19 protein-coding genes are annotated in these 25,489 nt (G+C 65.3%); 9 read left to right on the top strand and 10 right to left on the bottom strand.

The genetic code is table 11. The annotated features are described in order from the left end of the window. Positions 1-61: 61 nt before the first annotated feature. Genes K8I61_10515 through K8I61_10505 form a run of 3 tightly spaced genes read left to right on the top strand, consistent with a single transcriptional unit; the run spans position 62 to position 4,532 of the window. Positions 62-2,242 (top strand): amidohydrolase family protein, encoded by a 2,181-nt coding sequence (locus K8I61_10515; protein MBZ0272461.1) that lies wholly within the window; start codon positions 62-64, stop codon positions 2,240-2,242. Further along, positions 2,233-3,411, top strand: coding sequence for a hypothetical protein (locus K8I61_10510; GenBank protein ID MBZ0272460.1), 1,179 nt, complete (start codon positions 2,233-2,235; stop codon positions 3,409-3,411). Before K8I61_10515 ends, K8I61_10510 begins: the two co-directional genes overlap by 10 nt. Then, positions 3,408-4,532, top strand: coding sequence for a hypothetical protein (locus K8I61_10505; GenBank protein ID MBZ0272459.1), 1,125 nt, complete (start codon positions 3,408-3,410; stop codon positions 4,530-4,532). The genes K8I61_10510 and K8I61_10505 overlap by 4 nt, the downstream gene beginning before the upstream one ends. Before the next feature lie 115 nt (positions 4,533-4,647). Here the strand turns inward: K8I61_10505 and K8I61_10500 are convergent, their stop codons facing one another. The 10 genes from K8I61_10500 to K8I61_10455 all read right to left on the bottom strand — a co-directional run bounded on the left by K8I61_10500 (position 4,648) and on the right by K8I61_10455 (position 16,459). Then, complete coding sequence (locus tag K8I61_10500) at positions 4,648-5,676, bottom strand: alpha/beta fold hydrolase (GenBank protein ID MBZ0272458.1); 1,029 nt, start codon at positions 5,674-5,676, stop codon at positions 4,648-4,650. A 79-nt stretch (positions 5,677-5,755) separates the two neighbouring features. Beyond that, complete coding sequence (locus K8I61_10495; GenBank protein MBZ0272457.1) at positions 5,756-6,049, bottom strand: hypothetical protein; 294 nt, start codon at positions 6,047-6,049, stop codon at positions 5,756-5,758. Positions 6,050-6,087: 38 nt separating this feature from the next. Continuing rightward, a complete protein-coding gene (locus K8I61_10490) occupies positions 6,088-7,287 on the bottom strand; it encodes a glycosyltransferase (GenBank protein ID MBZ0272456.1) in 1,200 nt (399 codons plus the stop codon). A 5-nt stretch (positions 7,288-7,292) separates the two neighbouring features. Then, positions 7,293-9,332, bottom strand: a complete 2,040-nt coding sequence (locus K8I61_10485; GenBank protein MBZ0272455.1) for a hypothetical protein — start codon at positions 9,330-9,332, stop codon at positions 7,293-7,295. Then, positions 9,329-10,354 carry a polysaccharide deacetylase family protein gene (locus K8I61_10480; GenBank protein ID MBZ0272454.1) on the bottom strand — a complete coding sequence of 342 codons (1,026 nt, stop codon included), beginning with the start codon at positions 10,352-10,354 and terminating at the stop codon, positions 9,329-9,331. The genes K8I61_10485 and K8I61_10480 overlap by 4 nt, the downstream gene beginning before the upstream one ends. A gap of 1 nt (position 10,355) precedes the next feature. Next, positions 10,356-11,531, bottom strand: coding sequence for a DegT/DnrJ/EryC1/StrS family aminotransferase (locus K8I61_10475; protein ID MBZ0272453.1), 1,176 nt, complete (start codon positions 11,529-11,531; stop codon positions 10,356-10,358). A 5-nt stretch (positions 11,532-11,536) separates the two neighbouring features. Beyond that, entirely contained in the window at positions 11,537-12,565 is a 1,029-nt protein-coding gene (locus K8I61_10470) for a FemAB family PEP-CTERM system-associated protein (protein MBZ0272452.1), read from the bottom strand. Further along, positions 12,540-13,973: an O-antigen ligase family protein gene (locus K8I61_10465; GenBank protein ID MBZ0272451.1), complete on the bottom strand. Its 1,434-nt coding sequence runs from the start codon at positions 13,971-13,973 to the stop codon at positions 12,540-12,542. The genes K8I61_10470 and K8I61_10465 overlap by 26 nt, the downstream gene beginning before the upstream one ends. 3 nt (positions 13,974-13,976) lie before the next feature. Then, positions 13,977-15,410, bottom strand: a complete 1,434-nt coding sequence (locus K8I61_10460; GenBank protein ID MBZ0272450.1) for a flippase — start codon at positions 15,408-15,410, stop codon at positions 13,977-13,979. Next, a complete protein-coding gene (locus tag K8I61_10455; protein MBZ0272449.1) occupies positions 15,407-16,459 on the bottom strand; it encodes a glycosyltransferase family 4 protein in 1,053 nt (350 codons plus the stop codon). The genes K8I61_10460 and K8I61_10455 overlap by 4 nt, the downstream gene beginning before the upstream one ends. A 309-nt stretch (positions 16,460-16,768) precedes the next feature. Here K8I61_10455 and K8I61_10450 point away from each other — a divergent pair, with 309 nt between their 5' ends. The 6 genes from K8I61_10450 (at position 16,769) to K8I61_10425 (ending at position 25,156) form a co-directional block, all read left to right on the top strand. Beyond that, positions 16,769-17,278, top strand: coding sequence for a hypothetical protein (locus K8I61_10450; GenBank protein MBZ0272448.1), 510 nt, complete (start codon positions 16,769-16,771; stop codon positions 17,276-17,278). A gap of 70 nt (positions 17,279-17,348) precedes the next feature. Then, positions 17,349-18,290 carry a glycosyltransferase family 2 protein gene (locus tag K8I61_10445; protein MBZ0272447.1) on the top strand — a complete coding sequence of 314 codons (942 nt, stop codon included), beginning with the start codon at positions 17,349-17,351 and terminating at the stop codon, positions 18,288-18,290. After that, a complete protein-coding gene (locus tag K8I61_10440) occupies positions 18,287-19,210 on the top strand; it encodes a flippase-like domain-containing protein (protein ID MBZ0272446.1) in 924 nt (307 codons plus the stop codon). Before K8I61_10445 ends, K8I61_10440 begins: the two co-directional genes overlap by 4 nt. Then, entirely contained in the window at positions 19,207-20,727 is a 1,521-nt protein-coding gene (locus tag K8I61_10435) for a glycosyltransferase family 39 protein (protein ID MBZ0272445.1), read from the top strand. Before K8I61_10440 ends, K8I61_10435 begins: the two co-directional genes overlap by 4 nt. Then, complete coding sequence (locus tag K8I61_10430; protein MBZ0272444.1) at positions 20,724-23,126, top strand: sulfatase-like hydrolase/transferase; 2,403 nt, start codon at positions 20,724-20,726, stop codon at positions 23,124-23,126. The genes K8I61_10435 and K8I61_10430 overlap by 4 nt, the downstream gene beginning before the upstream one ends. Continuing rightward, positions 23,123-25,156, top strand: a complete 2,034-nt coding sequence (locus K8I61_10425; protein MBZ0272443.1) for a sulfatase-like hydrolase/transferase — start codon at positions 23,123-23,125, stop codon at positions 25,154-25,156. Before K8I61_10430 ends, K8I61_10425 begins: the two co-directional genes overlap by 4 nt. Positions 25,157-25,489: the final 333 nt, after the last annotated feature.

Below are 25,489 nucleotides of genomic sequence, written 5' to 3'. Positions count from 1 at the left end.
CAATGAAAAGCGGCGCGTGTTTGTTGACGACCCGCCGGACGCATGAAAGAATCCGCGCCCCGTGACGCCATTTGAATCCGCGCGGCGGCGGCCGTCGCCCCCTGCCATTCTTCTCATCCTTGCGCTTTCGATCGGCCTTGCCGGCTGCGGCGAGAAGCTCTTCGACGAGGTCGATGTCTATTCGGCGCGCGTCACGTATTCGTGCGCCGACAAGGCGGAGGAGTTGCTGTGGGCGTATAAACGTGCCGGAATCCATTCCGTGGCAGTCGCCGCCGGCGCGCTCGAGGCGCCGCCGGAACCGGACCGCCCGGAGCCCGATCCGCCCGAATACCAGAACGATCTCCTGCTCGAAGCATCGAAGTCGGCCCCCGGCAAGGCGGTGCCGTTTATTTACATCCCTTATGACATCGAGGATCCGCTGGCATTTTTCGTCGAACGCCAGCGCGAAGGCGCCCGGGGGCTGGCTCTGTGGCAGCGCGGCGGACCCGACGAAATTCGGCTGACCGATCCGCGATACGAGCCGCTCTATCAATACCTGGAGCTGCACGGAATCCCCTGTTTCGCGCATATCGAGACCGATGTTGCCCGCGACGAACTGGTGGCGCTTCTGACGGACCACCCGGAATTGCACGTCATCGCCGGCGGCATGATGGGATTGCCATCGGACCTCGACGCGGTGAGCCGTTACCTCGAAATGATACCGAATCTATTCGTCGATATCGGCTTCGATGCCATCCCGGAGCTGCCCGAGATCTTCAACGCCATCGCGGGCGACCGCGAACGCGCGGCGTTGTTCTTCGAATTGATGCAGGACCGCGTGCTGTTCGCCGCGGGCCTCAACTTCGACCACCGCCTGCATCGCCGCGGCCAGTGGGGCGCGCAGCTCTACACCGCCTATCGCCTGTTCGTCGAACGCGATAGCGTTCAGACGCGGATCCGCGCCCCAACCGGCAAGTGGACGCCCGTCGAATACGCCGGTCTTGCGCTTGAAAACGACAAGCTCGCGAAACTCTACCATCACAATTTCCGCCGCATCGTCGGGCAAAAATTGCCCGAAACCGGCCCGGGAAACCTGCACCTGCTCAAGTCGGACGTCGTTTCCGGCTGGTCGTTTGATCCGGTTTCCGCGAACCTTCTGGTCGTCGCGCTCGTCGCGCCCAAGGGGCGCCTGGTTCAAACCATCAGCACGCAGCGCCTGCGCGATGCGCTCGCCGGCAAGCTGACCGACTGGAAAGAGTTGAACGGCGAGCCCGGTCCGGTTCGGATCGGCTCGTTCGGCGGATTCGCCAAGTTCATCGCGGATCGGCTCGAGGCGCCGCTCGTGGCCACCGTGGTCGAATTCGATACACCCGAAGAACTTCTCGACGCGCTGGTGAACGAAGGTGATCTGCTCGGATTCGTGCCGCTGGCGCGCCTGGACGGCCGTGTCGAGGTATTGACGGTCGATGGTGACAACCCGTGCGTCTCCAACGTGCGTTTTTGCGCCTCCAAGGGTTCCCCCACGGTCCGCAACTATTTTCCGACCTATCCGCTATTGATTCCGATCGCGTACCCCGAGGACGCGCCCGCGCCTGTTTTCGATCCGTATCAACTCCGCACGTTCCTGATCGCCGGCGGACTGTCCGCGCCGGACGAGCCATTTACCCTCGACCTCGACCGGTCCGAGGCGGACGACGCGTTCGCCCGGCGCATGCGGCCGGTTTACGACCTGCACCCGAACGTGCGCCGTTCCGATTTTCCGATTTTCCTGTCAGCGAAGCCGAACGAACGCGAAGCCTTCCTGCTGCGTGTGCTGGGTGCCCGCTCGCTCGTGCCGGACGGCGGGGCCGTTCGCGCGTTCGGGTCCGCCCTCGGCGAGGCGCAAGCGACGTTGCGATCGACCGTTCGCGGCATGCCGGTCACCATCGCGACCGGCGCGGCCGATCTCGGCGGCGCCGGTGTCGAGGTCCTGGCCTTGCCCGCGTCCGCCACGCGCGCGGATATTGACGCGGGCCTTGCCGCCGGCGCGGACGCCGTGCTGGCGGGAAACGTCGTTCGGGCGTTGCGGCGCCTTGGCTCAACGAACATTCCTCTCGGCGATTTTCTCGGCGACGAGGGATCGAACGGGGCGTTCCTGACGCTCACGTTTCTGGGCGACCGCCTGGCCATGGCGCGCGTAACACCGATCGAGACCAAGGAAGGCATGGTGCAGCGGCGCTACGGCGACGAAGCCCGCGCGCTCGCCCTCGCCGCGTGGCAATAACGCACCGCGACCGCGAGAGAATCGTTCTCGTTATCCGCACCGCGCGCGTCGCCATTTTCGTCATCGCCGCGTTCGTCCTCGTCGATATCGCCTTTCGTCACGCGTCGCATGCCTCGTTCGCCAGGCCCACTTTCCGTTTCGCCAACGACACGCGTGCGCTGCTTACGGACTACCTTGCCTGGCTGTCCGCGAACGACGAGCCGACGATCCATTTCATCGGTGATTCCACGATCCAGGGGCAACGGCTCGACGCCGCGAACACCCCGCCGGCGCTTGTGGCCGCCCTTCTGCACGATACGCCGGCGCGCGATTACCGCGTCGCCAACATCGGCCTGACGGCAACCAAACTCCCGGACGCCTTTTACATCACGCACCGCATCGGGACGCGGCCGGGCGACGTGTTCGTTTACAACATCAACTACAAGAATTTCGGGGCGTGGGATCTCGGCGTGCCCATGCGTTTTCCCGATCTCTACGCGCCCGATGCCGATCGCTTCGTGGGCGCCGGCGCTCGCGAGGCGGTTCGCGCCGGCCCGTCGGATTCGGACGCAACCGCCGATCCGTGGGCGCGCGGCGTCACGGCCGCGGAGGCGTTCGCGCGCGATCATTGGTTTTTCTACCGCAATCGCGACATCGTGAATGCGTGGATCTTCGGGCTTCATCCGCGCAAGCTCGCCAGGAGCTATTACCAGGTGGCGGTGGCGAGCGGCTTTCGCGCGTCGATCGAACGCCTTTCGCGCCGGCGCGCCGCTCGGCGCGACTGGACCGAAACACGGTGGGACGACTGGGCGATCGAGGTGCTGCGTTCGTATTACGACGTCGCGCCGCTTGACGACACGAATCCCGTTTTCCGTTTTCTGGGGCCTACCGCGCGTCTGGCTCGCGAGCGCGAAGCGGTGCCCATCTTTTTCGCGAACCCGATGAACCGCGCGTTAAACGGGCAATTCGGTCTTGTCGATGCCGACGCCTACACCGCGAATCTTCATCGCGTGAAGGCCGCCGTCGAAGGCGGCGGCGGAATCTTTCTTGATTACTCCGACCTCGTACCGGGCGACGAATTTTTCGACAACGATCATATGAACCCCGCCGGGTCGCGGCGCCTTGCCCAAGCGCTGGCGCGCGACATCGCCGGCGCGCTCGCGCGCCGGGGTGAGGCGGTCGCCCCATGATTCCCGATACGCTGTTCGCGGCCCTGCTCGTCGCGGGAGCCGCCGTCCTTGTGCGCCTGGCGCCGAAATCCGCGCGCGTTCCGATGGTCGCGGCGATTTCACTGGCCGTGTTTTTCGTTCGCGATCCGGTCTTTGCCGCCATCGCTTCGGTGCTCGTCGCGTCCGTCTACGTATGCGTTCGCGCGATGGGCAAATCGCGGCGACGCGCGCCGCTGGTCATGGGCGCCGCCGTCACGCTCGGCGTTCTCGTCATCGGCAAATACGTCGCGCCGTCGTTGCTATCGGCCGGCGACGCCCACCCGCTCGGCATCAGCTATCTGGCGTTCACGCTGCTTCTCGCGCTCGCGGAAGTCACAAGACGCCAAACCGCGCCGCCGTCCGCCACGCTGTTCGCCGCGCACACGTTTTTCTTTCCGACACTCATCGCCGGGCCGATCAAAAGCCTTGCCCGCTTCGCGGACGAGACCGATCGAGACGGCGAGGCCGCGTCGGATTTTGCCAAGGGTGCGAAACGCATCGCGATCGGCCTCGTGAAGACGAACATCCTCGCGGCGACGCTTGCGCCGATGACCGCCGGCTTCGATCGCGTGCCCGATGCCACGGCGTTCGAGCTGTGGATCGCCCTTTACGCTTACGCGTTTTTTCTTTACTTCAACTTCGCGGGATACTCCGACATCGCGATCGGCGCCGCGCGCCTGCTGGGTTGGCGCATCGAAGAGAATTTCGAAGCCCCCTACGTCGCGTCGAACATCCGCGACTTCTGGCGCCGGTGGCACATCTCGCTGACGCACGTCATGCGCGAGTGCGTCTACATTCCTCTCGGCGGCAATCGCGTGCCGTTCGCGCGCGAGTACTTCAACGTGCTTGTCGTCTTTCTATTGATCGGCATCTGGCACGGTGGCGAGGCGCATTTTGTCGCGTGGGGGGCTTATCATGGGCTGGGGATGATCGCGCACCGCGTGTTGACGCGGCGCAAGCCCGCCGCCGCGCCCGTGTCCCTGGCGCGACGCGCGGTTTCGATGATCGTCACGTTCCACTTCGTCGCGTGGGGATGGGTGCTTTTCGCGTGCCCGCTCGACGACGCGCTTGTCGCGTGGACGAAAATGCTGGGGTTGGGATGATGCCCATGTCGCCAAAGACACGCGCCCTTGTTGTCGATGTCGGCCGCGCCGCCTTGTGGTTCGGCGTGCTTGTCGCCTTGCTGCTGTTTTCGGGCGATCAGGATATCGGCACCATCTACGCGACGTTCTGAACCGGCGGCGCCCATTCGCCGCGCAACACGCGGTCGATCGCGGCGAAGGTCTTGGGCGCGACGACGAGCCCCGCGTGGTTGGTCGCCAGCACGATATTGTGCGCGCCGCGGAGCACGCAGCTATGCGGGTCGACGACCTGATCATTGCGCGCGATGAGGCTGACGAACTCCACGTCCTTCGGCAGCGGCCCGGCGTGCAACTCTTCGAGAAACGAGCTGCCCGGCACGATCTGCGTGATGCTTTTCATGAACAGGGCGAGCCACGGCGCGGCAACGAGCGCGCCAAGCGCCATCGACGCGCCCCGGTACGGCGTTCCGATCGAGACGAGCCGCCGCACGCGGCGATCGCCTCCGAGCCGCTTGATGTAATAAAGTGCAATCAGCCCGCCCATCGAATGGCCGAGGATGTTGATGCGGTCAAAACCGTATTTCGCGGCAAGGGCTTCGATTCTTTCCGCGATGACGCGCGCGGAGGCCGCGATATCGTCCACGTTCAACATGCCAAGCGGAATGGAAAAGACCGGAAACCCGATGCTCTTCAGGCGCTGCTCAAGGAGAAACATGGCGCCGCGCGTGCCGAGAAATCCGTGAATGACAAGCACGGGCGGGCGGTGGCCGGACCCCGGCTCGCCGAAATCCCGGCCGGGAACGCGGTTGCCGCGCGCCTGATGGCGAAGGTAATGCGCGATATCGAAAACGCTGCGCGTCGCCACACGGCGCACCCGGTTGAGATCCTGAAGTTGCTCGAACAGTGTTTTTTTGTCGTGATCGAGTTTCAGGAATTCGAACTCGATGCCTGCGGGGCCGCCGTTCGCGGCCGGGATGCGGCGGATCGCCTTGGCCTCGCCGGTGAAGGCGTGCGCCTCGTCCTGAAGCGTGAAATCGACGTCGACGATCGCGCCGGGCGGCCAGTTGCCGTCATCCGCCGGGACGATGATGCCCGTCGAGGAAAGAAACGCGCGGTCGGCGACCATCGCCTGCGGGCCACGCGTGATCAGGACGCGCGCCCGCATTTCGACGGGGATATTCGGAAAGGCCTTTCGCGCGCAGGCTATGGCGTCGTCGCGTCGCGCCACCGGAACCGCGGGGGTTTCAGGACCGGAAGCCGAAGATGTCCTCCGGCGCGGCCGTGATATCCACGCCCATCACGCGCGTCAGAAGAAGCATGATGAGCGAGAGGCAAACAAGCAGAACGAGAAGGACCGCGAGGCTCACACCGCCGAGGATCGCGATGGTGATGAGAGACGCGCTCGTGACGAGAACGGTCAAAAGGCCGCGGCCGCGATAAGGCGGCTCCGGCTCGAAAAGTACCAGCGCCTTTCCGATGTCCCTCGCCTTTTTGCCTGTCTCGCCGAGCATCTCGCGGATCGCGTCGGTAATCAGCATCCTCACCCCCGGCGCGGCATCGGCGCCGCGAATAACCATTATGCCGCGCGTTTCGTCGGTGTCCACACCACGAACGGTTTGCCCGCGAAATAGCGCCACCATGCGAAAGCCGCCGCCGCCTGCACCACGAGAAAAAATGCCGCCAGCCGCGTGATCCTCGCGATAAGACCGGGCGTGCCCGCGTCTTCGCCCCGCGCGGAGCGCGCCAGCGCGAAAAGCCCGATAAGACCCCCCGCGTAACCGGCCGCCTGGAGAGCGAAGACGAGCGCGAACAGCGGGTGGCGCGGCGCCAGCAGGCCCGATCCCGCGAGCGCCATGAGCGCAAACGCCGGCCCAAGCCAACGCGCGTACTTGTGCGCGAACAGGTGCGGGCGGATGCGTGCAAGCGCGACGGGATCCTCCGTCCTTCGAATCGCCGGCATGGTAAAAAACGCGCCCGTGAAGGTGCGGACCTTGCGCGAAAATTCCTGCGCGAGCCCGTTTGTGCGGCGCACGTACGCCACCGCGCCCTTTTCCGCCACCACGCGATATCCCCGGCAGGTCACGTGGATCGGCACGAAAAGATCGTCCACCGCCTGGGGCGGCACGGGCGGGCGTAATTCGCGCCTCACCGCGAACAGGCAACCGGATACGCCGATCAAGGTGCCCGTATTTTCCTCTTCCAGACGCCGCACCGCCTTCTCGAACCGCGTGTAAAGGCCCGCGCCCGCGGACGCGTCGCCGGCGGACGCGGCAATGCTCGCGTCCTCGCCGGTCACGCACCCGACGGTCGGATCGGCCAGGCGCTCGATGAGGGCCTTGATCGTGCCGGGGGCGAGCGTCACCGATGCGTCGGTGAAAAGCAGCACCTCCCCGCGGGCGATTTCGACGGCGGCGTTTTGCGCGACGCTCTTGCCGCCGCGCTCCGGCAGACGCACAAGCAGGACGCCCCGGTCCTCGTAGCGCCGCGCGACATCGTCCATGCCGTCGTCCGAGGCGTCGGAGGCGACGATGATCTCAAGCGGCCCGTCGTAGTCCTGGGCGAGGATGTCGTCAATCTTGCCGGCAATGCGTCCGGCTTCGTTGTAGGCCGCCACGATGACCGAAACGCCGGGCGCGGGCGGCGGCTCGCCGACCGGCTCGTTCGGGCGGCGCGCCGGAATTAGTCGAAGCAGAAGCGGATAGCCCAGATAGGGAAACGCGAGTCCGGCCAGCCCGGCGACCGCGAACGTCGCGAGAATCATTTCGAAAAGACGCATGGCGGTCAACCGCGTGCCTCGGCGGGAGGGGTGCCCGCGGGTGCGGCGATGCGATCGGCGAGTGTGCGCGCGGCGCGAGCCCAGAGGCGATAGAAAAGGAAGCTCAGACGATCGCTGCGTGCGCGGAACAGGTGCCCGCGCAAATAAAAAAGGCCGCTTTCAAACGATCCCAGGACGGCGCTTTCGGAAAGCGTGGTGGCCTGAATCCGGATCGATCCGCGCGGTACTTTACCGTCGACGAGCGAAAATATCTGAAACGCGCTCAGGTACGGCGTTCGATCGAGCGCGCGCACGTAGGCGTCAAGGACATCGCGATCCGGCGCGAGGGGGCCGTCGCGGCCGACGTTCCATACCTCCACGCCCGCGACCTCCTCGACGAGTTCCGGACGGCGGCGAAGATCGCGGGGGGACGGATTCGCCCAGACGGGGACGCCGCCCGCCGCGCGGATTTCGGCCGCCAGGCGCACCGACGATTGCCTCGCGAGGGCGGTGCGCGAACCGATCGCGGCGATCTGGGCGCCGTCGTGCGCCGTATACGTCAGGGCGGGAATGAGCAGGCATTGTTCCGTGCTCTCGCGCGAGCACAGGTCAAAAAACCGCGCCGCCTCGCCGGCATCGGCGTGATCGGGCGCGGGCACGACGAGCACCGCGAATTGGTGATTGCGTTCGATGAGGTCCGCGATCAGTTCCTTGATCGGCGTGTCCCCGATCGGCCCGCGCGGTGCGAGACGCAAGATGATGCCCCGAAATTTTTCCGTGGCGCCGTCGTGCCGAAACGCGACGCGGCGCAATGTCGTGCCCAGGATCCGCCGGATGTAGCGGCGGCGGATAACGCGATACGGCAACGGGTCGTCGTCGGACTGCACCTCCTGGCGCGTCGCGGGATCGTCGAAATCCCGAAAAAATCGCGCGATGGCTTCCAGGCGGCTTGGCGCGCCCTCGATGACGCGTTCGCGCGTGACGCCGCCGCGCGTGAGATACCAGAATAGGTGGTCAAGATCGCCGAGCACCCAGCGCATGCGCGTTCCGTAGCGCACGAAACCTTGCGGCGCGATGTTCTCGCCAAGCGCGTGTTTGACGGCCAGAACCGGAAAATCCACGCCGGCGTCCACCGCGAGTTGCACGGATTCCCACAGAAAGCCGCGAATGTTCACAAGATACGGCACACCGCCGGGGACAAGCCGCTTGTATTTCACGAGCACGCAGCCGTTGAATTTCAGCTCGCCGAGGATCCGCCGCGACCACTCGAGGATTCGCGTATCCGCTCGAATCGCCTCGAGCGGCGCGGACGCCGCGCCCGTCGGCGGCATTTCGCGTGTCGGGCGCTGCCCCATCTCGTAAAGCGGCTTGCCGTTCTTGTAGAGCGCCGCGTATTCCTCGTATTCGCCGCGAAGGATCGCCTGCACGAGGCAAGGCATCACGGCGTCGGGCAGGCGGCGGACGTGCGTCACCAATTCGTCCAGGTTGTAAACAAGGCGCGAGTCGACGCGCGCGTATCCGTGTCCCACCGTCAGATAGCGCTGCCGGGGTTTGACGAGCGCCGGAAAGGGAAACGGCATTCGCGCAATCGGGTGGTAGGCGACCATGTCGATTTGCGCCGGCACGGGGATATCGAGCTTTTCCGCGAGCCTTGCGACGGCGGTGTCGTCGCGCACGAGATCGAGCGTCTTTTTCGGCGGAAGAACGATGCGCACCTGCTTTTCCAGGCGGCGCCGGTGCGCGTCGATGGCGACGATCGATTCTTCCGCGCACGGAAAGATCGCGGCGACGTCCCCGTGGGCGATCCGTTCCTCGAGGATACGCGCGTAGGTCTCGGGCTCCTCGGTCGGCAACGGCGCGACGATCAGTTCGCTGGCGTATTTGCTCTGATTCGAGAGCGCGTCGCGGCGCGACGAAACGACGCCCACCGTGTACCCGGCGGCCGCCAGCCGGCGCACGACGACAAGCGACGCGCGCGTGTCGCCGTCCAGAACAAGGATGCGATCGCGCGCCGCGGCCTCGGCCACGACTTTCGCCCCATCGTCGTGTTGGGGTTCGGTTGTCACGCGGACACGAACCCGGAGAGAAGGAAGTCGAGCGCCGCCTCGGACGGCGCGCCGCCTTCGTGGATCGAATATCGCGGGATCGAAAACAGCTCGTCGGTCTTGTCGGCGAATCCTCCCACGATGCCCATCGCGCAAAGATATCCCGCGCGCCGAACCTCGCGCATCGCGATCTCGTTGTGGTCGCCGTTGGGATACGCGAAGGTCAGCGGCGTCTTGCCCATTCGGCGCGTCATCTCGTCCATGCTTTGCGACGCCTCGTCGAAACATTCCGCCGCGGACAACTGCGTCATGATCCGGTGATTCACCGAGTGCGATCCGAAGCTGATGCCGCCCCGGTCCATCTCCATCACCTCGTCCCAATCGACGATCGTTCTCGCGGGCGGCTCGCCCGTGTCGGCGAGCATTTCAAGAAATGCGGTCATCGCGTCGATGCGGTCCGGCGGCATGATCTTCGTGCGTTCGATGATCTGGTCGATCTTCGTGGCGAGCGGCGGATCCCGGCGAATCAGTTCCATGAGAAACGCGGCCTCCGGCGGCATGTGCTCGTCCGGGAAGGCCCGCAGCAGGATTTCGCGTCGCCGGTGGATGCGTGCGATCGCCTGTTCCGCGCGCGCGTTCCAGTACGCCTGCCCGGTTCCGACGAATCGGGTCGGCAGGTAGATCGTTGCCGGAAGGCCAAGCGATTTCAGGATCGGAAACGCGACCTCGTAGTTGTCGAGCCAACCGTCATCGAAGGTGACGATGGCGGTCGGGCGATCCGGGCGTTCGCCCGTCAGGTGCGCGCGCACGAAATCGACCAGGTCGATGACGTCAAAATGGCGCGCCAGCCACTCCATGTGCCGGCGGAAAATCTCGCGGGAAACCACCATGCCCGGCTGAAAGCCGTCGAGCGGGCCGTCGATCACGCGATGGTAGCAGAGGACGACGACGCGGCCGCCCAGAAACCGGCGCGACGCACGGAACGCGCCCGCCGCGGACATCGGCGTGGTGAACGCCTTTTTTATGGCGGACTTGAAGTTCATCTCACTCCCGTCCCGCGCCGGTCACGTCGCGGACGATGGCGGCCATCCTGTCGGTATCCCGCGCGGTGACGCCCTCGTGTGTCGGCAGCGTCAGGATTCCCCGCGCGATCGCCTCGGCGCCGGGAAACGGCGCAAATCGCCCATCGACCATAACACGAGCCTCGGGAATCTCGTGCGCGGCCCGCGGATACATTGTCGAAGGACCCAGGCCCGCCGCCGCGAGGCGCGCGAGGGCCGCGTCGCGGTCCCGCGGGTCCACGAAAACCAATGGATAGCGCAGCCACGCGGATTTTGCGTCCGCCGGCGGCCGTGGCAACGCAAGGCCGTCGATCGAACGTAGCCGCTCGGCAAGCGTGCCCGCGATGCGCCGGCGCCGTTCGACAAGGCGCGCCAGTTCCGGCCACAGCGCCGCGACGAGCTCGGCGCGCGCCGCGTCGAGCGCCTCGACGGCAAAATCGGGATCGAAACGCGATTCGCCAAGGCGCACGCCGGGCAGGCGGCGCGCCAGATCGAACGCCGCCGGCCTCACCGCGAACGCGCCGGCGATCGAGCGGGCAAGGACGCCCATGCGCCTTGCGGATATGGCCGGCATCGCCGGGATCGTGATCGACGGATCGCGCAGGATCAGAGCTCCGCCGCCGAGCGCGCCGAGCGGTTTGCCGCGGCCGAAGCTGACGATGGCCGCGCCGCCGAACGCGCCGGCAAGCCGCCCGCCCACGCGAGCGCCGAGCGTCTGCGCGGCGTCGTCGATCAAAAGGACGCCGCTGTCTTTCGCCATCTGTTCGAGGCGCGGAAGATTCGCGGGGATTCCGAACAGTCCGGGCGACACGATCGCCGCCAGATCGCCGGACGCGCCGTTCCAACTCCCGGCGAAATCGAATGTTTCGGGCGAAACATCCATCGGCGCGGCTCTCATTTTCGCGCGCGCGATCGCCGAAAGCACCGTGTAGCAGGTGTACGCCGGCACACCGACAAGATCGTTTCCCGTCTTCTCGCGCAACGCGGAAAGGATCAGCGTGAGCGCCGCGCGGCCCGAACTTGCCGCGATGGCGCGATAGCCCGATAGTTCACGCGCGATGCGCGCTTCGAGATCGGAGACCGCGCGCGCGCGGGCGAATGCCGGCGCGAGGACCGCGCGGAGCGGGGCGTGCGTGGCGACGGGAGGAAGCGCGCTCACGGCGGTTACGGCAAATGGCGCGCGATCGGCGGACCGACAACACGCGTCAGGCAAAGGGGCATCTTTTTCCACGCGCCGATCGCCAGGCGAAACTTCGGGTTGTCGGGATTCAGCCCCGGCAACTCGTTTCGGGCAATCAGTGCGTAGGTCCAGGGCAGCGGTTCCACCCGCACGCCCCAATATTTTTTGAAATCGGCGTGCGTTCCGCCGGCGGTGCTCCGGCCGAAATCGATCTCTTTCACGCCGCGCGCCACGGCATCTTCGATCGCCGCCCAATTGAGAGCCTGCACCGGGGCGTGGCGCAGCTCTTCCCGCGGCGCAGCCGCCCAGACGAAGTAGCAGACGTCCCGGTCGAAAAAGACGAGCTTCGCGCCAATCAATCGACCCTCGTGTCTCGCGACGTAAATCATCGCGTGATCGGGAAAGGCGGCGGCGATCTTTTCGAAAAAGCACCGCGCGATGACCGGCGTGCCCAGGTCGCGCAGGTTTCGCGAATACATTTCGTAAAACGCGCCGACATTTTCGATACCCCGCACGATAACGACGCCCGCCTTGCCGGCCTTGCGAATCTTGTTGCGCACGTTTTGGTGCAGGCGAGCGAAGACCGCGTCCGCGCCGCCGTCGAGCGGAAGGATGCTCGTCACTTTTCGGTCGGACACGGGAAGGCCAAGCGGCGAGGCGAATCGCTGGCGCATCTCCACGTACGCGCATCCCGCTTCGGCGGCGCGGTTGCGCGCGTCGTCGGCAAGCGACCTTTCGACGTCGTCGCTTTCTCCCGCGACGCCGCCGTAGTTCAGAAAGGGCATGCTCACCGCCATGCGCCCAAACAGCCTGGACGCAAAATGGAACATGGGCAGCACGCCCACGACGCGGCCGTCGCGCTCCGCGGCCCGATAGTCCGGCACCGCTCCCGTGGCGTCCTCGATCGTTCGGCGCCAGCCGTGCCGATGAAAAAATGTCGCCCTCGGCGAGGATTCCACGAACGCATCCCAGCGCGCGGCGTCCTCTTCAGATCTGGGAGACGTGAGCCTCACGGACGAACTCCTCCGGGGTGAACTGCGAGGTCTTGCGGGCGATATTGAGCAGAATGATCGTCAGCGTGGCGAGAATATAGAGGTGCGGATAGTAAAGAACCGACAGGAACGCGCCGGACACAAGAAAACCGACGAGGCCGCAGGTCAATGCGTCGGCCAGAAAATGCACTTCCTTCTGAATCCGCGGATCGGCGATGCCGTACTGGTGGATGCGCCGCTGGTCACGGAACTCGAGGAAAATCAGAAAGCCGACGCAGAAAATCCCGGCGATACCGAGTTCGGCCATCGTCTGAACGTAAAAACTGTGCGCCTCGCGCCACGTGTTCGCGATCGCGTCAAACGGCTTGTATTTCAGTCCGTAGGCATCGGAAAACGCGCCCGCGCCGACGCCGAACAGCGGTTGATCGACAAGCATCCGCACGCCGGCGCCCCAGGCGTCCAGGCGACCGAGCGCGCTTTCGTCCTCTTCGTATTCGGCCATGCCGCCCATGCGCTCCTTGAAGCTGTCGGGCGCGAAAATCGCGATCCCGATGCCGCCGAGCAGAAACACGAGCACGATGATCGCGACGCCCTTGCCCCACTGGCGCGTGCGCATGATGTAGAAGAAGAACGCCATCGCGAAAACGGCGATCAGGCCGAGGAATCCGCCGCGGCTGTAGGTCGCCACGATGGCGAGCACGAACGCGACCACGACGCCCGCGCACGCCAGGCGCAGCTTCCAGGTTTTCGCGTAAAGAAACTGAAAAATCGCCATCGGCATCATGACGTTCATCGCCAGCGCGAAGTCGTTGCCGTCGCCGAGAAATCCCCCGGACACGCCGCCCGAACCGCCGTTGTCGATGACCTTCTGCCCTGTCGCCCAAAGCGTGAAGTTCGTGACGGCCAGATACGTCAACGAAAGGAGAATGCTCCAGATCGTGATTTTCAGGCGCGGGAGCGTGTCCACGATGTGCGCGACGAGAAACACCATCACCAGAACGCGGGCCATGTCGAAAAATCGCTCCAGCGAGGCGCTGCGGTAATACGAGCCGATAATCGACATGCCGATGACGGCCATCAGCGCGATGACGGCGGCGAGTTGGCCGCTGCGAAGCAATTTGAGATTGCGGAAGACAAGAACCCTCAGCACGAACGCGCCGCCCATGAGCGCGACGAGCAAAAGGACGATGCGAAGTTTTTCGAGCTGCTCCCACGTATCGCCCGGACGCACGTAAATCAGCACGTAATAGATCGGCACGCACGCGAACGGATAGCTGATAAGAGCCGCCGCGCCGACAAGCGCGATCGCGCCGGCCAGGACAAAAATCGGTTCCACCAGCAGCGCCGCCGCCGCGAGGGCCGCGGAGAGCGCGGTGAGCGTCAGGGCCAGGACCGCCGGCCGGCGCGTGAGCGGCGCGATAACGCCCACGGCTCAGGCCTCCTGCTTTCGGGAGGGCCGCATGTTCCGCAACATCGCGATGATGAACGGTTCCCGCAGCGCGCCGCTGGCGATCGCCGCCGCAATGTAAACAAGCGCGCCGAGGGGGATGCGCACGTAGAGCGCCCAATCCCGCGTCAGCCAGACGGCGATTCCCATCGCCACGGTCGCGGCGATCGCGCCGGGATGAAGGATACGGCGGTCCACGGTCATCACCTCGCGATGAAGCGGGCCGACGACGATGGCGAAATAGACGCCCTCGCTGAATATCGTGGCGACGGCGGCGCCGGTGTAGTCAAAGCGCGGGATCAGGATGAAGTTCGCCACGACGTTGGCGAGAAGCGCCGCGAGGTTTGCCTTCAGGACGACGCCGAGGCGGCCGCGCGCCGTGAGCGACCAGGAAAAGCCCATCGTGCAAAACCACACGAACAGGCACGACGAGAGAATCGAGACGGTGAAGCTCGCCGGCAGATACTTTTCGCCGAGCACGAGCGTGATGACCTGCGGCGCGACCATCGCCATCCCGACGCCGATCGGCAACGCGGCCAGAAAAAATATCCGCATGCTCTTGCGCAACATTTCCGCGTCCGAGCCCTGGACGTTGGCGCGGGCGAGAGCCGGATAAAGCGCACGCGTGAACATGATCGGCACGACGAGCAGCACCTCGAAGATCGTGTACGCCGCGCCGTAGAACCCGACGCTCGTCTCGTCCTTGAGCTTGGAGAGCATCACCATATCCACGCGGAACGCGATGATCCACACGATGCCGATCGCCAGAAACGGCAACGCCTCCTTCAGGCACATGCGCCACACGGAAAAATCGAATCGCGGGCGCGTCCGGACGAGATATCGAGCGGAAACCATCTCGGAGATCACAAGCCCGAAAAGGTAGTGCAGGACGTAAGCCCAGAGGATGCCGAACAGACCGAACTTGAAAAACACCGCGATCAGCACGCCGGCGAGCAAAAACGCCGTCCGGGCGATGTCGATGAGGCCGGACAGTTCCATGCGCTGGTTGCCGTCGTAGCGGGAGACGTGCGTGCTTTGCAGGACCTCCGGCAGCATCGCGATGCTCATCAGCACGATGGCGTGATACGTGTCGGCGTCGTAGTTCAAGAGGCGCGCGATGCCGACCGAGGCGGCGAAGGTCACCACGAACAGGCCGATCTTGACCGACTGGATGTTTCCGATCAGGCGGCTCTCGTCGTGTTGGCCGCCCGCGATCAGCTTTACGATGAGCGGAGACATGCCGAAATTGGCGAAGGTCAGGAAAATGACGAAAAACGATGTCGCCAGGCGGTAAACGCCGAATTCGTGGACCGGCAGATTGTTCGCGATAAAGAAAATGATGACGAGCGAAATGCCGCGCCGCACGGCCTCGGCCGTGATAAGGATGATCGAGTTGGTTCCGATGCGGGCGCCGCTCAAAGAAGCTCTCCGTACAGGCGATCGTAACGCGCGACCATCGTTTCGACGCTGTAACCGTCACAAAAAATCCGGCGGGATGCCGCGGACATGCCGTTTCTCGCCGCGCCCGCACGGTAAAGACGCATCATCGCCTCAGCCAGCGAACGCGGATCCCCCGCCGGCGCGAGAAATCCGTTTTCTCCCTCGTGCACAACCTCGGGAATATCGCCGACGCGCGTCGAGACGACCGGCAGACCGGCGCTCATGGCTTCGAGGACAGACATCGGCAGGCCTTCCCAATGACTTGAAAGCACGAAGGCGTCGGCAAGCGCGTAGAAATCCCCGACATCAAGGCGCTTTCCGGCAAACAGGCAGGTTTCGGCGACGCCGGCGGCACGCGCGAGCGTTTTGGCCTGCTCCATCTGCGAACCGATTCCGACGATGAGGACGCGCCCGTCGTATCCGGCGGACCTCGCGATGCGCGCGGCCTCGATCAGCACCTCCATCGCCTTCTGGGCCTCGATCCGCGCGACGCAGACAAAAACGAACTGTCCCGGTTCGATACCGAACTCTGCGCGCAGGCGCTCGACGACGCCGTTCGCCGGGGCCGGTGAAGGCGCGACGCCGTTGGGGATGACGTGGATTCGATCGGGCGCGATGCCGAGATTGTCGACCATCTGCCGTTTGTTGTCCTCGCTGACCGAGACGACGGTGACGAAATGCGACAGGGCCCACTCCACGAAACGTACCCTCGCGCGCTCGGGATACTTTCGGGAGTGATCGGTGACGACGACCGGCCCAAGTTCGCCGATGAGCCCGGCAAGCGTGCCGGAAAACCACGGTCCGGAATTGTGCGCGTGGATGACGCCGACGCCTCGTCGCCGCAAGAGCCGGGAGAGACGAAACGGCAAGCGAAGGTCCTTGCCGGGCATCTTGCCGAGCGCGAGCACCTCGACTCCGTTTTGCTCCGCGATATCCGCGAAATCGCCGCGCACGGACAGGCAGACGATCACCGGGCGCCAGCGATCGGGATCAAGCCCGGTGGCCAGGTGCAGCGCAACGCGCTCCATGCCCCCGACCTCGAGGCTGTGAACGATCTGTGCGATTCCAATCGGACGTGCCAATAAATGACCTTCCACAAAAGGCGGCTGATGTTAGGAAAGCCCGCAAGGGGTGGCAACCGTCGGCGGCGCAAGTGACGAGTGACGAGTTTCGAGTGAGGAGTTGAATGTCGCGGCGTAAGCGTCCGTTCGCGGGTCCCTCATGTCCATTCCGTCCATCACGTCGATGGGGTTCATCGGCGATTCGCCCGGCGCCATCGTTGACAGATTGCCCGCACCTGCCTACAAACACGGGCGATAAACGACGAGGAGCCTGACGTGCGTATCTTTCTTTTGATGGCGGCGCTTGTGTGCGTTCTTGGCCTGGCGGCCGCTTGCTCGCCGGAAGAGGACGAGGGCACGAGCGAGGACACCGATGCGAGGGTCGTGCCGATCCTTGTCGACAAGGACGATCTTTACGGCTTCGCGCCGGACACGGTGCTTGGCGATATGTGGTTTTCGGATTCGGTCGGGCTTGTCGGCACGCCGATCCGCGTCGTGGTGGAGTTCAAGCCCAACGAATTCGACCGCTTCAAGGACGACGTCATCGCGGGATTGATCACGCTGGATAACGCCTCGTCCACGAAGCTCGAGGAATTTGCGGTTGAGTTCGACGTGGACGCGCGCCTTGTCGAATTCGAGTTCATCGTTCCGCAGGTCAAGACGGTGCCGACCGTGCTCGATTTCGTGGCCGATTTCCGCGCCGAAAATCCGGAAGACTCGACCGAGACCTTCGAGGCGTCGCTGCTCTTCCAGTTCCTCGTCAACGCGGGCACGCCGGCGACCTGACGGCGCCGGTTTTTCGCCGGCGGCCATCGTGCTATCTGTCCGCGACCCAAACCCATCGGGTCGAGGTTTCATGACGCCTGGTATCGATGTTTCCGTCGTCGTTCCCTGTTTTGACGAAAGCGAATCCCTGCCCGCGCTCATCGACGGCATCGTGGAATCGCTAAACGGAACAGGCCGCTCGTTCGAGATCGTCGTCGTGGACGACGGCAGCCACGACGGGAGCTTCGACGTCGTCCGGGAGCGCGCGGCGGCGGACACCCGCGTGCGCGGGCTGCGTTTTCGGCGCAATTTCGGAAAAAGCGCGGCGCTTTCGGCCGGATTCGAGTCGGCGCGGGGCGATGTCGTTCTCACGCTCGATGCCGATCTGCAGGACGACCCGCTGGAAATCCCGCGATTTCTCGCGGCGATCGATGGCGGGCTCGATCTCGTCTCCGGCTGGAAACGCGAGCGTCACGACCCGGTCGAGAAGACCCTGCCCTCACGCCTGTTCAACGCGGTGACAGCCAAAATCACGGGCATCCCGCTGCACGATTTCAACTGCGGCTTCAAGGCCTATCGCCGCGAGGTGCTCGAGGACATCGATCTCTACGGCGAGCAACATCGTTTCATCCCCGTGCTCGCGGGGCAGCGCGGTTATCGCATCGGCGAAATCGACGTTCGCCACCACCCGCGCCGGCATGGCCGCTCCAAATTCGGCGCGGCGCGCTATTTGCGCGGCGCCGCGGACCTTCTGACGATCGTTTTTCTCACCCGCTATTTCCAGCGCCCCGGCCATCTTTTCGGAGGCGGCGGATTCTTGCTTGGCGGGCTCGGGCTTGCGATCTGCGCTTATATGAGCGCGCTCTGGTTCGCGGGCGAGCGCCCGATCGGCAATCGCCCCCTGCTCCTTCTCGGAATTCTGCTCATCATCACCGGCGTCCAGTTCGTGTCGATCGGGCTGATCGGCGAGATGCTCGCCAAGCGTTCCCACCGAAAAGGCGCGACCTACTCCGTCGCCGAACGCGTCGAATGAACCGCGAGTCCGTCCGCGCCGCCGCGCGGGTCATCCTCGCGCTCGCGGTACTCGGCTTTCTCGTCGCGGCGCTTATCGCGCAGGCCGGCGAACTCGCCGCGCGCGGCGCGAGGCCCCGCCCGTTATGGCTGGCGGTGGCGACGGCGCTCAACCTGGTTTTTTTTCTGGTGCAGGCCGCTGTCTGGCGCGAGTTGGCCTCGCGCGTCGGAGGCGCCGTGTCGCCGCGAACCGCCGTGTCGGCGTGGTCGCTTTCGCAGATCAGCAAATACGTGCCGGGCAAGGTGATGCTCTTTATCGTTCGCGTCGCAATGATGGAGCGCGCGGGCGTGCCCCGGGGACGCACGCTGCTTTCGATCTACATCGAGCTTATCGTCATGCTTGTAACCTCCGCCGTGTGGTTTGCGTTCGCGGTGCCCGCGCTTTCGGCCGCCGACGCTCCGTTTGTCGCGAGCGGGTGGTTTTTGGCCACGATCGTCATCGCCGCGCCGCTCCTTTTGCATCCGCGGGCGATCGGCGGCGCGGTGAATCTGATGCGCCGGCGGCGCGGCGAGGCGCCCGCACCAATCGAAGTTCGTTTTTCGACGATGGCGTTCGCCGCGCTCGCGCTTGGCGGCGGTTGGCTCTTGCACGGCCTCGCGGGGCTCGCCTGCTTTCGCGCCATCGACATCGCGCCGGGAATCGGCATCGTGACGGTGACGGCGATCTTCGCGGGCGGCTGGCTTGTCGGATTCCTTTCCTTCTTGACACCCGGCGGGCTCGGCGTGCGCGAAGGCGCGCTCGCCCTGCTCCTATCGACTGTACATTCCATGGACGTCGCGATCGCGGTCGCGCTCATCGCGCGGCTTGCGTGGATGCTGGCCGAAGCCATTCTCGCGCTATACGGCTGGCGCGCGCGCCCGCTGGCCCTGGAGTCGGCGTGAGATTCCTTGCGCGCTTGTTCGACGGCGACGTACGCGCGGCCCGCGCGGCGCTTTTCGCCGTGACGCTCGTGGGCGTGCTGATCCGCCTTCCCTACCTCACGAGCCCGATCGCCGATCGGCACTCCTGGAATCAGGCCTCGACCGCGACGGTCATCCGCAATTTCGCGGACAAGGGCGGATGGCCCGGACGGCCGGAGTGGGACGTGCTCGACCCCGGCCCCGCGACACCGAACATCGAGGCGGAAGAGGCCCCGATCTATTCCGGCGCATCGGCCGCGCTTTACCGATGGTTCGGCGAAAGCCACGCGTGGCCACGCCTGTTGTCGATCCTCGCGATGGCGGTCGGAGGACTTTATCTCTTTCGCCTGGCGGGCCGCGTTTTCGGACCCGCCGAAGCCGCCTTCGCGACGCTGTTTTTTCACCTGGGTCCCTACCCGTGGTTTTTCGGACGCACCGTCATGTCCGATCCGTGGATGCTCGCCGCGACCGTCGCGGCGGCCGAGCGATTCCAGGCATGGCTCGGCACCGATCGCGCGCGCGACCTTGCGGCGGCGGCGATCTGGCTTTCCCTCGCGGGCCTGTTCAAGGCGTACGCGCTTTGCCTCGGCCTGCTGTTCGCGGCCGGCGGGCTGGCGTTTCGGGGGTTCGCCATCGCGCGCGACCGCCGCTTCTGGGCCGCGGCGATCGTCGCCGCGCTGCCGCCGCTTGCGTGGATCGTTTACGCGTCGCGCGTCGGGAGCCTTGGCAACGTCCTCGAGCAGGCGGGTGATCCGTTTGTCACCGCGCAGCACCTGTTCGGCGATCCCGCGCTTCTGACAAGCGGCAAGTTCTGGGCGACGATCCAGTCGCGCCTTTTCGACCGCATGATGACACCCGTCGTCACCATCTTCGCGTTGGCGTCGCTGATTTTCGCGGACACGCGCCGCCGGTCCGGCTACGTCTGGTTGTGGCTCGCGGCACTTGGGGCGTACGTGCTCATCATTCGTTCCGGCAACGCGGAGCATAACTATTACCAGCTTCCGTTCGCCGCGCCGTGGGCGCTTCTGGCGGGCGCGGGCCTTGTCGCCTTCGCGCGGAAGCTCGCAAACCGCATCGAGCCCGCGCGCCTCGCCACGGCGGTCGCGGTGGCGTTTGTCGCCCTGTCCGCGGTGTACGTTCGCGCCGAATATCGACGCGATCTTTCGAGCGTCGTCGCCGGCGAAACGGCGCGCAACGCGACGGAGCCCGGCGACCTGTTGCTCGTGCTCGATCCGGGTTCGACGCGCAAGAACCAGGCGATCTACCAAGCGCACCGGCGCGGCTGGCATGTGCGCCGCCTGACCGCCGAAACGCTCGAGCAATACCGCGCCTGGGGCGCTACGGCCGCGGTGGTGTGCGTCTCCCCGGATCAAATCGAGGCCTCGCGCGAGGGCCTCGCGGCGCTCGACATGAAATACACGCGGCTCGCGGTAACATCGGCCTTCGGCGACGACCGCCCGCATACCATCGCCGTCTATTCGTTGCGGGACGAAAAATGACGCGAGCGCAAACGGCATCGCCGCGAACCGGCGCGCTCCTTGCCTTGATCGCGGCGGTGTCGATTGTCGCGGCCGGATGCGCGGCTGACGGCGAACGCCGCGTGAGCCAGGATCTCATTCTCACCGCGATCGACGCGGGCATCTGGCCGGTGCCGCTTATCGCGGGACGCCTCATGCACTTCACCGAGGAGCACGACGCGCTGCCGCTGGCCGCGACCGGCGATCCGCAAAGTTATTCGGCGACGGTGGCGCTCGATCCACTGCCCGCGGACGCGCGCCTTTCGTTTACGCACTTTGTCGCACCGCCGGTGCTTCGCGCGGGCGGTGCGTCGATACGCGTGGAGGCGCTTGACGCCGGCGGCGCCGCCGTTTTGTCGCGCGATGTCGCGTTCGGCAAGCGGCGGCTCTCGCGCGTGCAATGGTTTTTGCGGGAGCGCTGGCGCGTCTATTACGAGCAAATCAGGTTCTTCGACGAAATCGAGGTCGATCTCACCCCCGTCGCGACGACCGCGACGGCGTTGCGATTCACCGTTACCGCGCCCGAGCCCGACGCGGACGCGAGAAAAAAATACGAGAAGTGGGCGGGCTATCCGATGCCGGCGCCTTTCGCGATCGGCCGACCCGTCATCACCTCCGCGCTCGACGGCGCGGGCGCCGACAATTTCAACGTGCTCTGGATCATCGTGGACGCGCTGCGCGCGGATGCCGTCGGCGCGTACGGATACAGGCGCCCGACGACACCGAACATCGATGCGCTCGCCGAGGACGGCGTTCTCGTCACGCACGTCTATGCGCCGTCGAATGCGACAAGGCCGTCGGTCACCGCAATGCTCTCCGGGCGGCGGCCGTCGACGCTCGGATTGCCGCTGGGGCGATGGGACCTGACCGCGACGGAAAAGGCCGCGTTTCGGCGCTTGACGACCGGAGGCTGGTCGGACGCGGCTTTCGACGGGCTTCCGGCGCTTTTTCGCCGGCGCGGATACGTCGCGGCGCATATCGGCTCCGATCCTTTCATCCAGGCGGGCACGCCAATCGGCGCCGCGCCGGGTTTTGCGCGGACGATGAGTTACAACCGCCGGCAGACGGACACCGAATCGATCACCCGCGACGCGCGCGCGTTCCTTCGCGAAAACGCCGGGCGGCCGTTTTTCCTTTTCATGCACTACAACAACGGCCACGGCCCGCTGCGCCCGCCGGAGAGGTTCCGCGGTCAGTTTTCCAAGCCGATCGACCCCGATCCGCGCGTATGGCCCGAGACATACGACGGCGAGATCGCCTACGCGGATGAAAAAATCGGCGAGCTGATACGCGATCTCGCCAGGCTTGGGATCGACAAGAGCACGCTTGTCGTTATCGCGGGCGATCATGGTGAGGGATTCGAGGCGGGGCATCCGCCCGGCCACGCGCACAGCCTGTACGACGGCGAGACGCGCGTTCCGCTCATCCTGCGTCTTCCGGGCCACGCGCGTGCGGGTACGCGCGTCGAAGGACCGGCGACGCTTCTTGACGTGTATCCGACGATCAACGCGATGCTGGGGATCGACCGGCCCCCCGCGGCCGCCGGCCAGAATCTGCTCGACCGTGCGTTCGAGCGCGAGCGCGCGTACGTCGAAGGTCCCGGCGTGACCGGTTTTGCGTTGCGCGAGTGGAAATTCGTCGTGAAGGACGGCCCGTACGATCGCGTTCGCGGCAACGATCCCGCGGACGGGGGCCGGTTCATCGAGCTCTATAACCTGGACGCCGACCCGCGCGAGACGGCAAACATCGTCGGCGCCGAGCCGCAGCTTGTTGATGAATTGAAAACGGAGCTTGCCGAGCAACGAGCCCGGCTTGGCGCCGAACGCGCCTCGCAAATTTCCGCCCTGTTGCCGCACCTGACCGGCGCGGGCGCGCTTTATCCGGAGCGCGCGGAAGAGGCCGTCAACATCGCCTTTTCCGCCGGACCGGCCGATAAGCGCTTCTACGGCACCGTCCGCTGCGACGACGGCCTTTTATCGCTTGGCTCCCCGTCGATCGACGCGCAGGATTCGGTCGAAATGTGGTCGAGCGGCGTGGGATTTTCTTTTGCCGTATCGGTGCCGGCGGGTTCGACGAAGATCGTGTCGTTCACGCCGTGGCCGCCGGATGCGCCCTTCAATCTGGCGGTTTACAACGACGGGCGGACGCTTAACGCCAACCGCGTTCTTGCCGGCCCGTATCGGCTGGCGTACGTCGGCAATCCCGGCGTCTTCGGCGGCGCGCGCGACTACCGCCTGACCGCAAGCGACGCGCCGCCGCCGATCGATCCTTCGTCCGAGACGGCCATCGGCATCTGGTACAGCCCAAGACGAACCAAGGCCGACACGCTCATGACCGGCACGGTGCGCGACGCCCTGCGCGATTGGGGATACGTGCGATGAGCGCGACCTGGCGGGAACGCGAATGGCCCGCGCTCGCGGGCGGCGCGCTCACCGGCGCGGGTGCGTTCGCCTTCACACTATGGCTCGCGTCCGACTTCACGGTGTGGGGCGTCAAGGATCCCACCGTTGAGCAGATCGTACGCGACCAGTATCTCGGTGACATCGCGCGCGTGCTCGTCGCGTCGCTCGCGGCGCATATCGCCCTGGGCGTCTGGTTCTCGGTCCCCGCCGCGTTCAACGGCCCGCGCGGCGCGGCGCCGCTTGGCGCGGTTCTGGCGCTTTCGTCGTTCGCGGCGTTTTTCGCGTTCGGCGCGGGCTATCGCCCGGCGATGTACACGCCCTGGCTCTATGAACGCGGTCCCGCCCTCGCGGCGACGCACGCCTGGCTTGCCGAAGAGCCGGTACGAGGATTCCTGCTGCTACTCCCGGCGTTGACGGTATTTGTTTACCGCGCGATCCGGCGCCGTCGCGTCCGGGCGCAGATCGCGCTTGGCGTGGCGATTCTGATGACGTGGTTTTTCGTCCTGCGCACCCCGACGCCGCCGGATGCCGCGCCGCCGCATTCGGACGAGCGCCCCGACATTCTGCTGCTTGTGGCCGATTCGCTGCGCCCGGATCGCATCGCGTGCCATGGCGGGCCAGACGTTTTCACGCCGAACATCAATCGCATCTGCCGCGGCGCGACGGTCATGGAGGCCGCGTATGTCTCGTGCCCGCGCACGTTTCCCTCGTGGGTATCGATGCTGACCGGCCGCGAACCATGGAATCACGGCGTACGCAACATGTTTCCCGATCCGAAGACCGTCGTCTTCCCCGATGCCCTTCCCGCGCGCCTTTCCGCCGCGGGGTACGATACGGCCGTGTTTTCGGATTACGCGGGCGATATCTTTCCGCGCATGGACGTGGGTTTCGAAATCGTGGACGCGCCGCCGTTCAATTTCCGCTCGCTCGTCGCGGTCGAAACGCTGATGACGCAGCGCCTGCTGCTGCCGTTTATCGATACCGCGATCGGCCGGCGCCTCGTGCCGATCATCGACGCAAGCGCGGACGCCTCGGACGCCGGGAATCTCGCGGGCCGCGTGTTGAGGCATCTGGCCAAGCCCGCTCGCGCGCCGCGATTTGTCGCCGTGTTTTTCTCGACGACGCATTTCCCGTTCGCGACGAATTATCCCGACCTCGGGCGTTTTTCGGATTCGGATTACATGGGGCCGTTCAAGTTCAAAAAGATGCCGGTGATCGGCGAGGAGCGCGTATCCCCCGACGACGCGCGGCAAATCGCGGCGCTTTACAACGCGGCGGTGTATTCGGTCGATCGCGCCGTGGGGCGCATCGTCGAGTCGGTGCGGCGCGCGCCGGGAGGCGAGCGCACCGTCGTTCTCATCACATCCGACCACGGCGAGAGCCTGTACGAGAACCTGGAGGACATGGGGCACGGCGATCATTTTCGCGGAATGGCGACGGTGCACGTGCCGATTATCATCGACGCGCCGCACCAATTTCCGCAGGGACTCGTGTCACAGCGCCTGACGAACAACGTCGATATCGCCCCGACGCTCGCCGCCGCCGCGAAGGTCGATTTGCCCGATGACATCGACGGCCTGAATATCGCCTGGCGAATTGCGGAAACCGGCGCCGACGAGCGATTGCTGTTTTTCGAAACCGGCATCTGGTTCGTGAATTCATCCGCCGGATACCTGAACGGGCGGCGCATCGTGTACCCCGACATCACGACCATCGGCGAGATCGCCAAGGACGACGACCGCGCGATCGTCATCAAGGACCAGTACCTTCCAATCACGAACATCGCCAAGCACCGCATGGTGTTCGACGGCCGCTACAAACTCGTTTACATGCCCACGCCGGACGGGATCCGCTGGGAGCTGTACGACCTGCTTTACGACCCCGAGGAGGAGCGCGACGAGATGCTCGACTCGCGTGACGTCTTCCGCCGGCTGGCGGGCGCGCTTGTGCGTGAAATGGACGCGGCGCCCAACACCGAGGCGCGGCGTGCGTATTTCCTGCCGGATTGAAGATTGAAGATTGAGGATTGAAGATTATCCGGGCGCGGTACCTTGATGGTTGAGCTGCAAATCGATAATTCGCGAACCGCCGACTCGATTCTTACGGGCGCGCGATCCAACCGCCACGCCTGTTCGCAATCCTCAATCCGCAATCTTCAATCTTCAATCACGTATTGACCTCGCTCGCGCTTTTGCCTCAAATGGACCGAATGGACGCTCATTCGGCCAGACCGCTTGCTTGCTCGCTTCCGATTTGGTGGCGCCGGCGAATTACGCCCGACGCCTGACCCCCGTTTGCAAGGAAATCGATTCAACAGGCGCCGCGGCGACCGTCGCGGCGAA

Source organism: bacterium (assembly GCA_019912885.1).
Taxonomy (GTDB): Bacteria; Lernaellota; Lernaellaia; order JACKCT01; family JACKCT01; genus JAIOHV01.
Note: the sequence above shows the minus strand (reverse complement) of the source record. Positions and strands in the feature narration are given on the sequence as shown.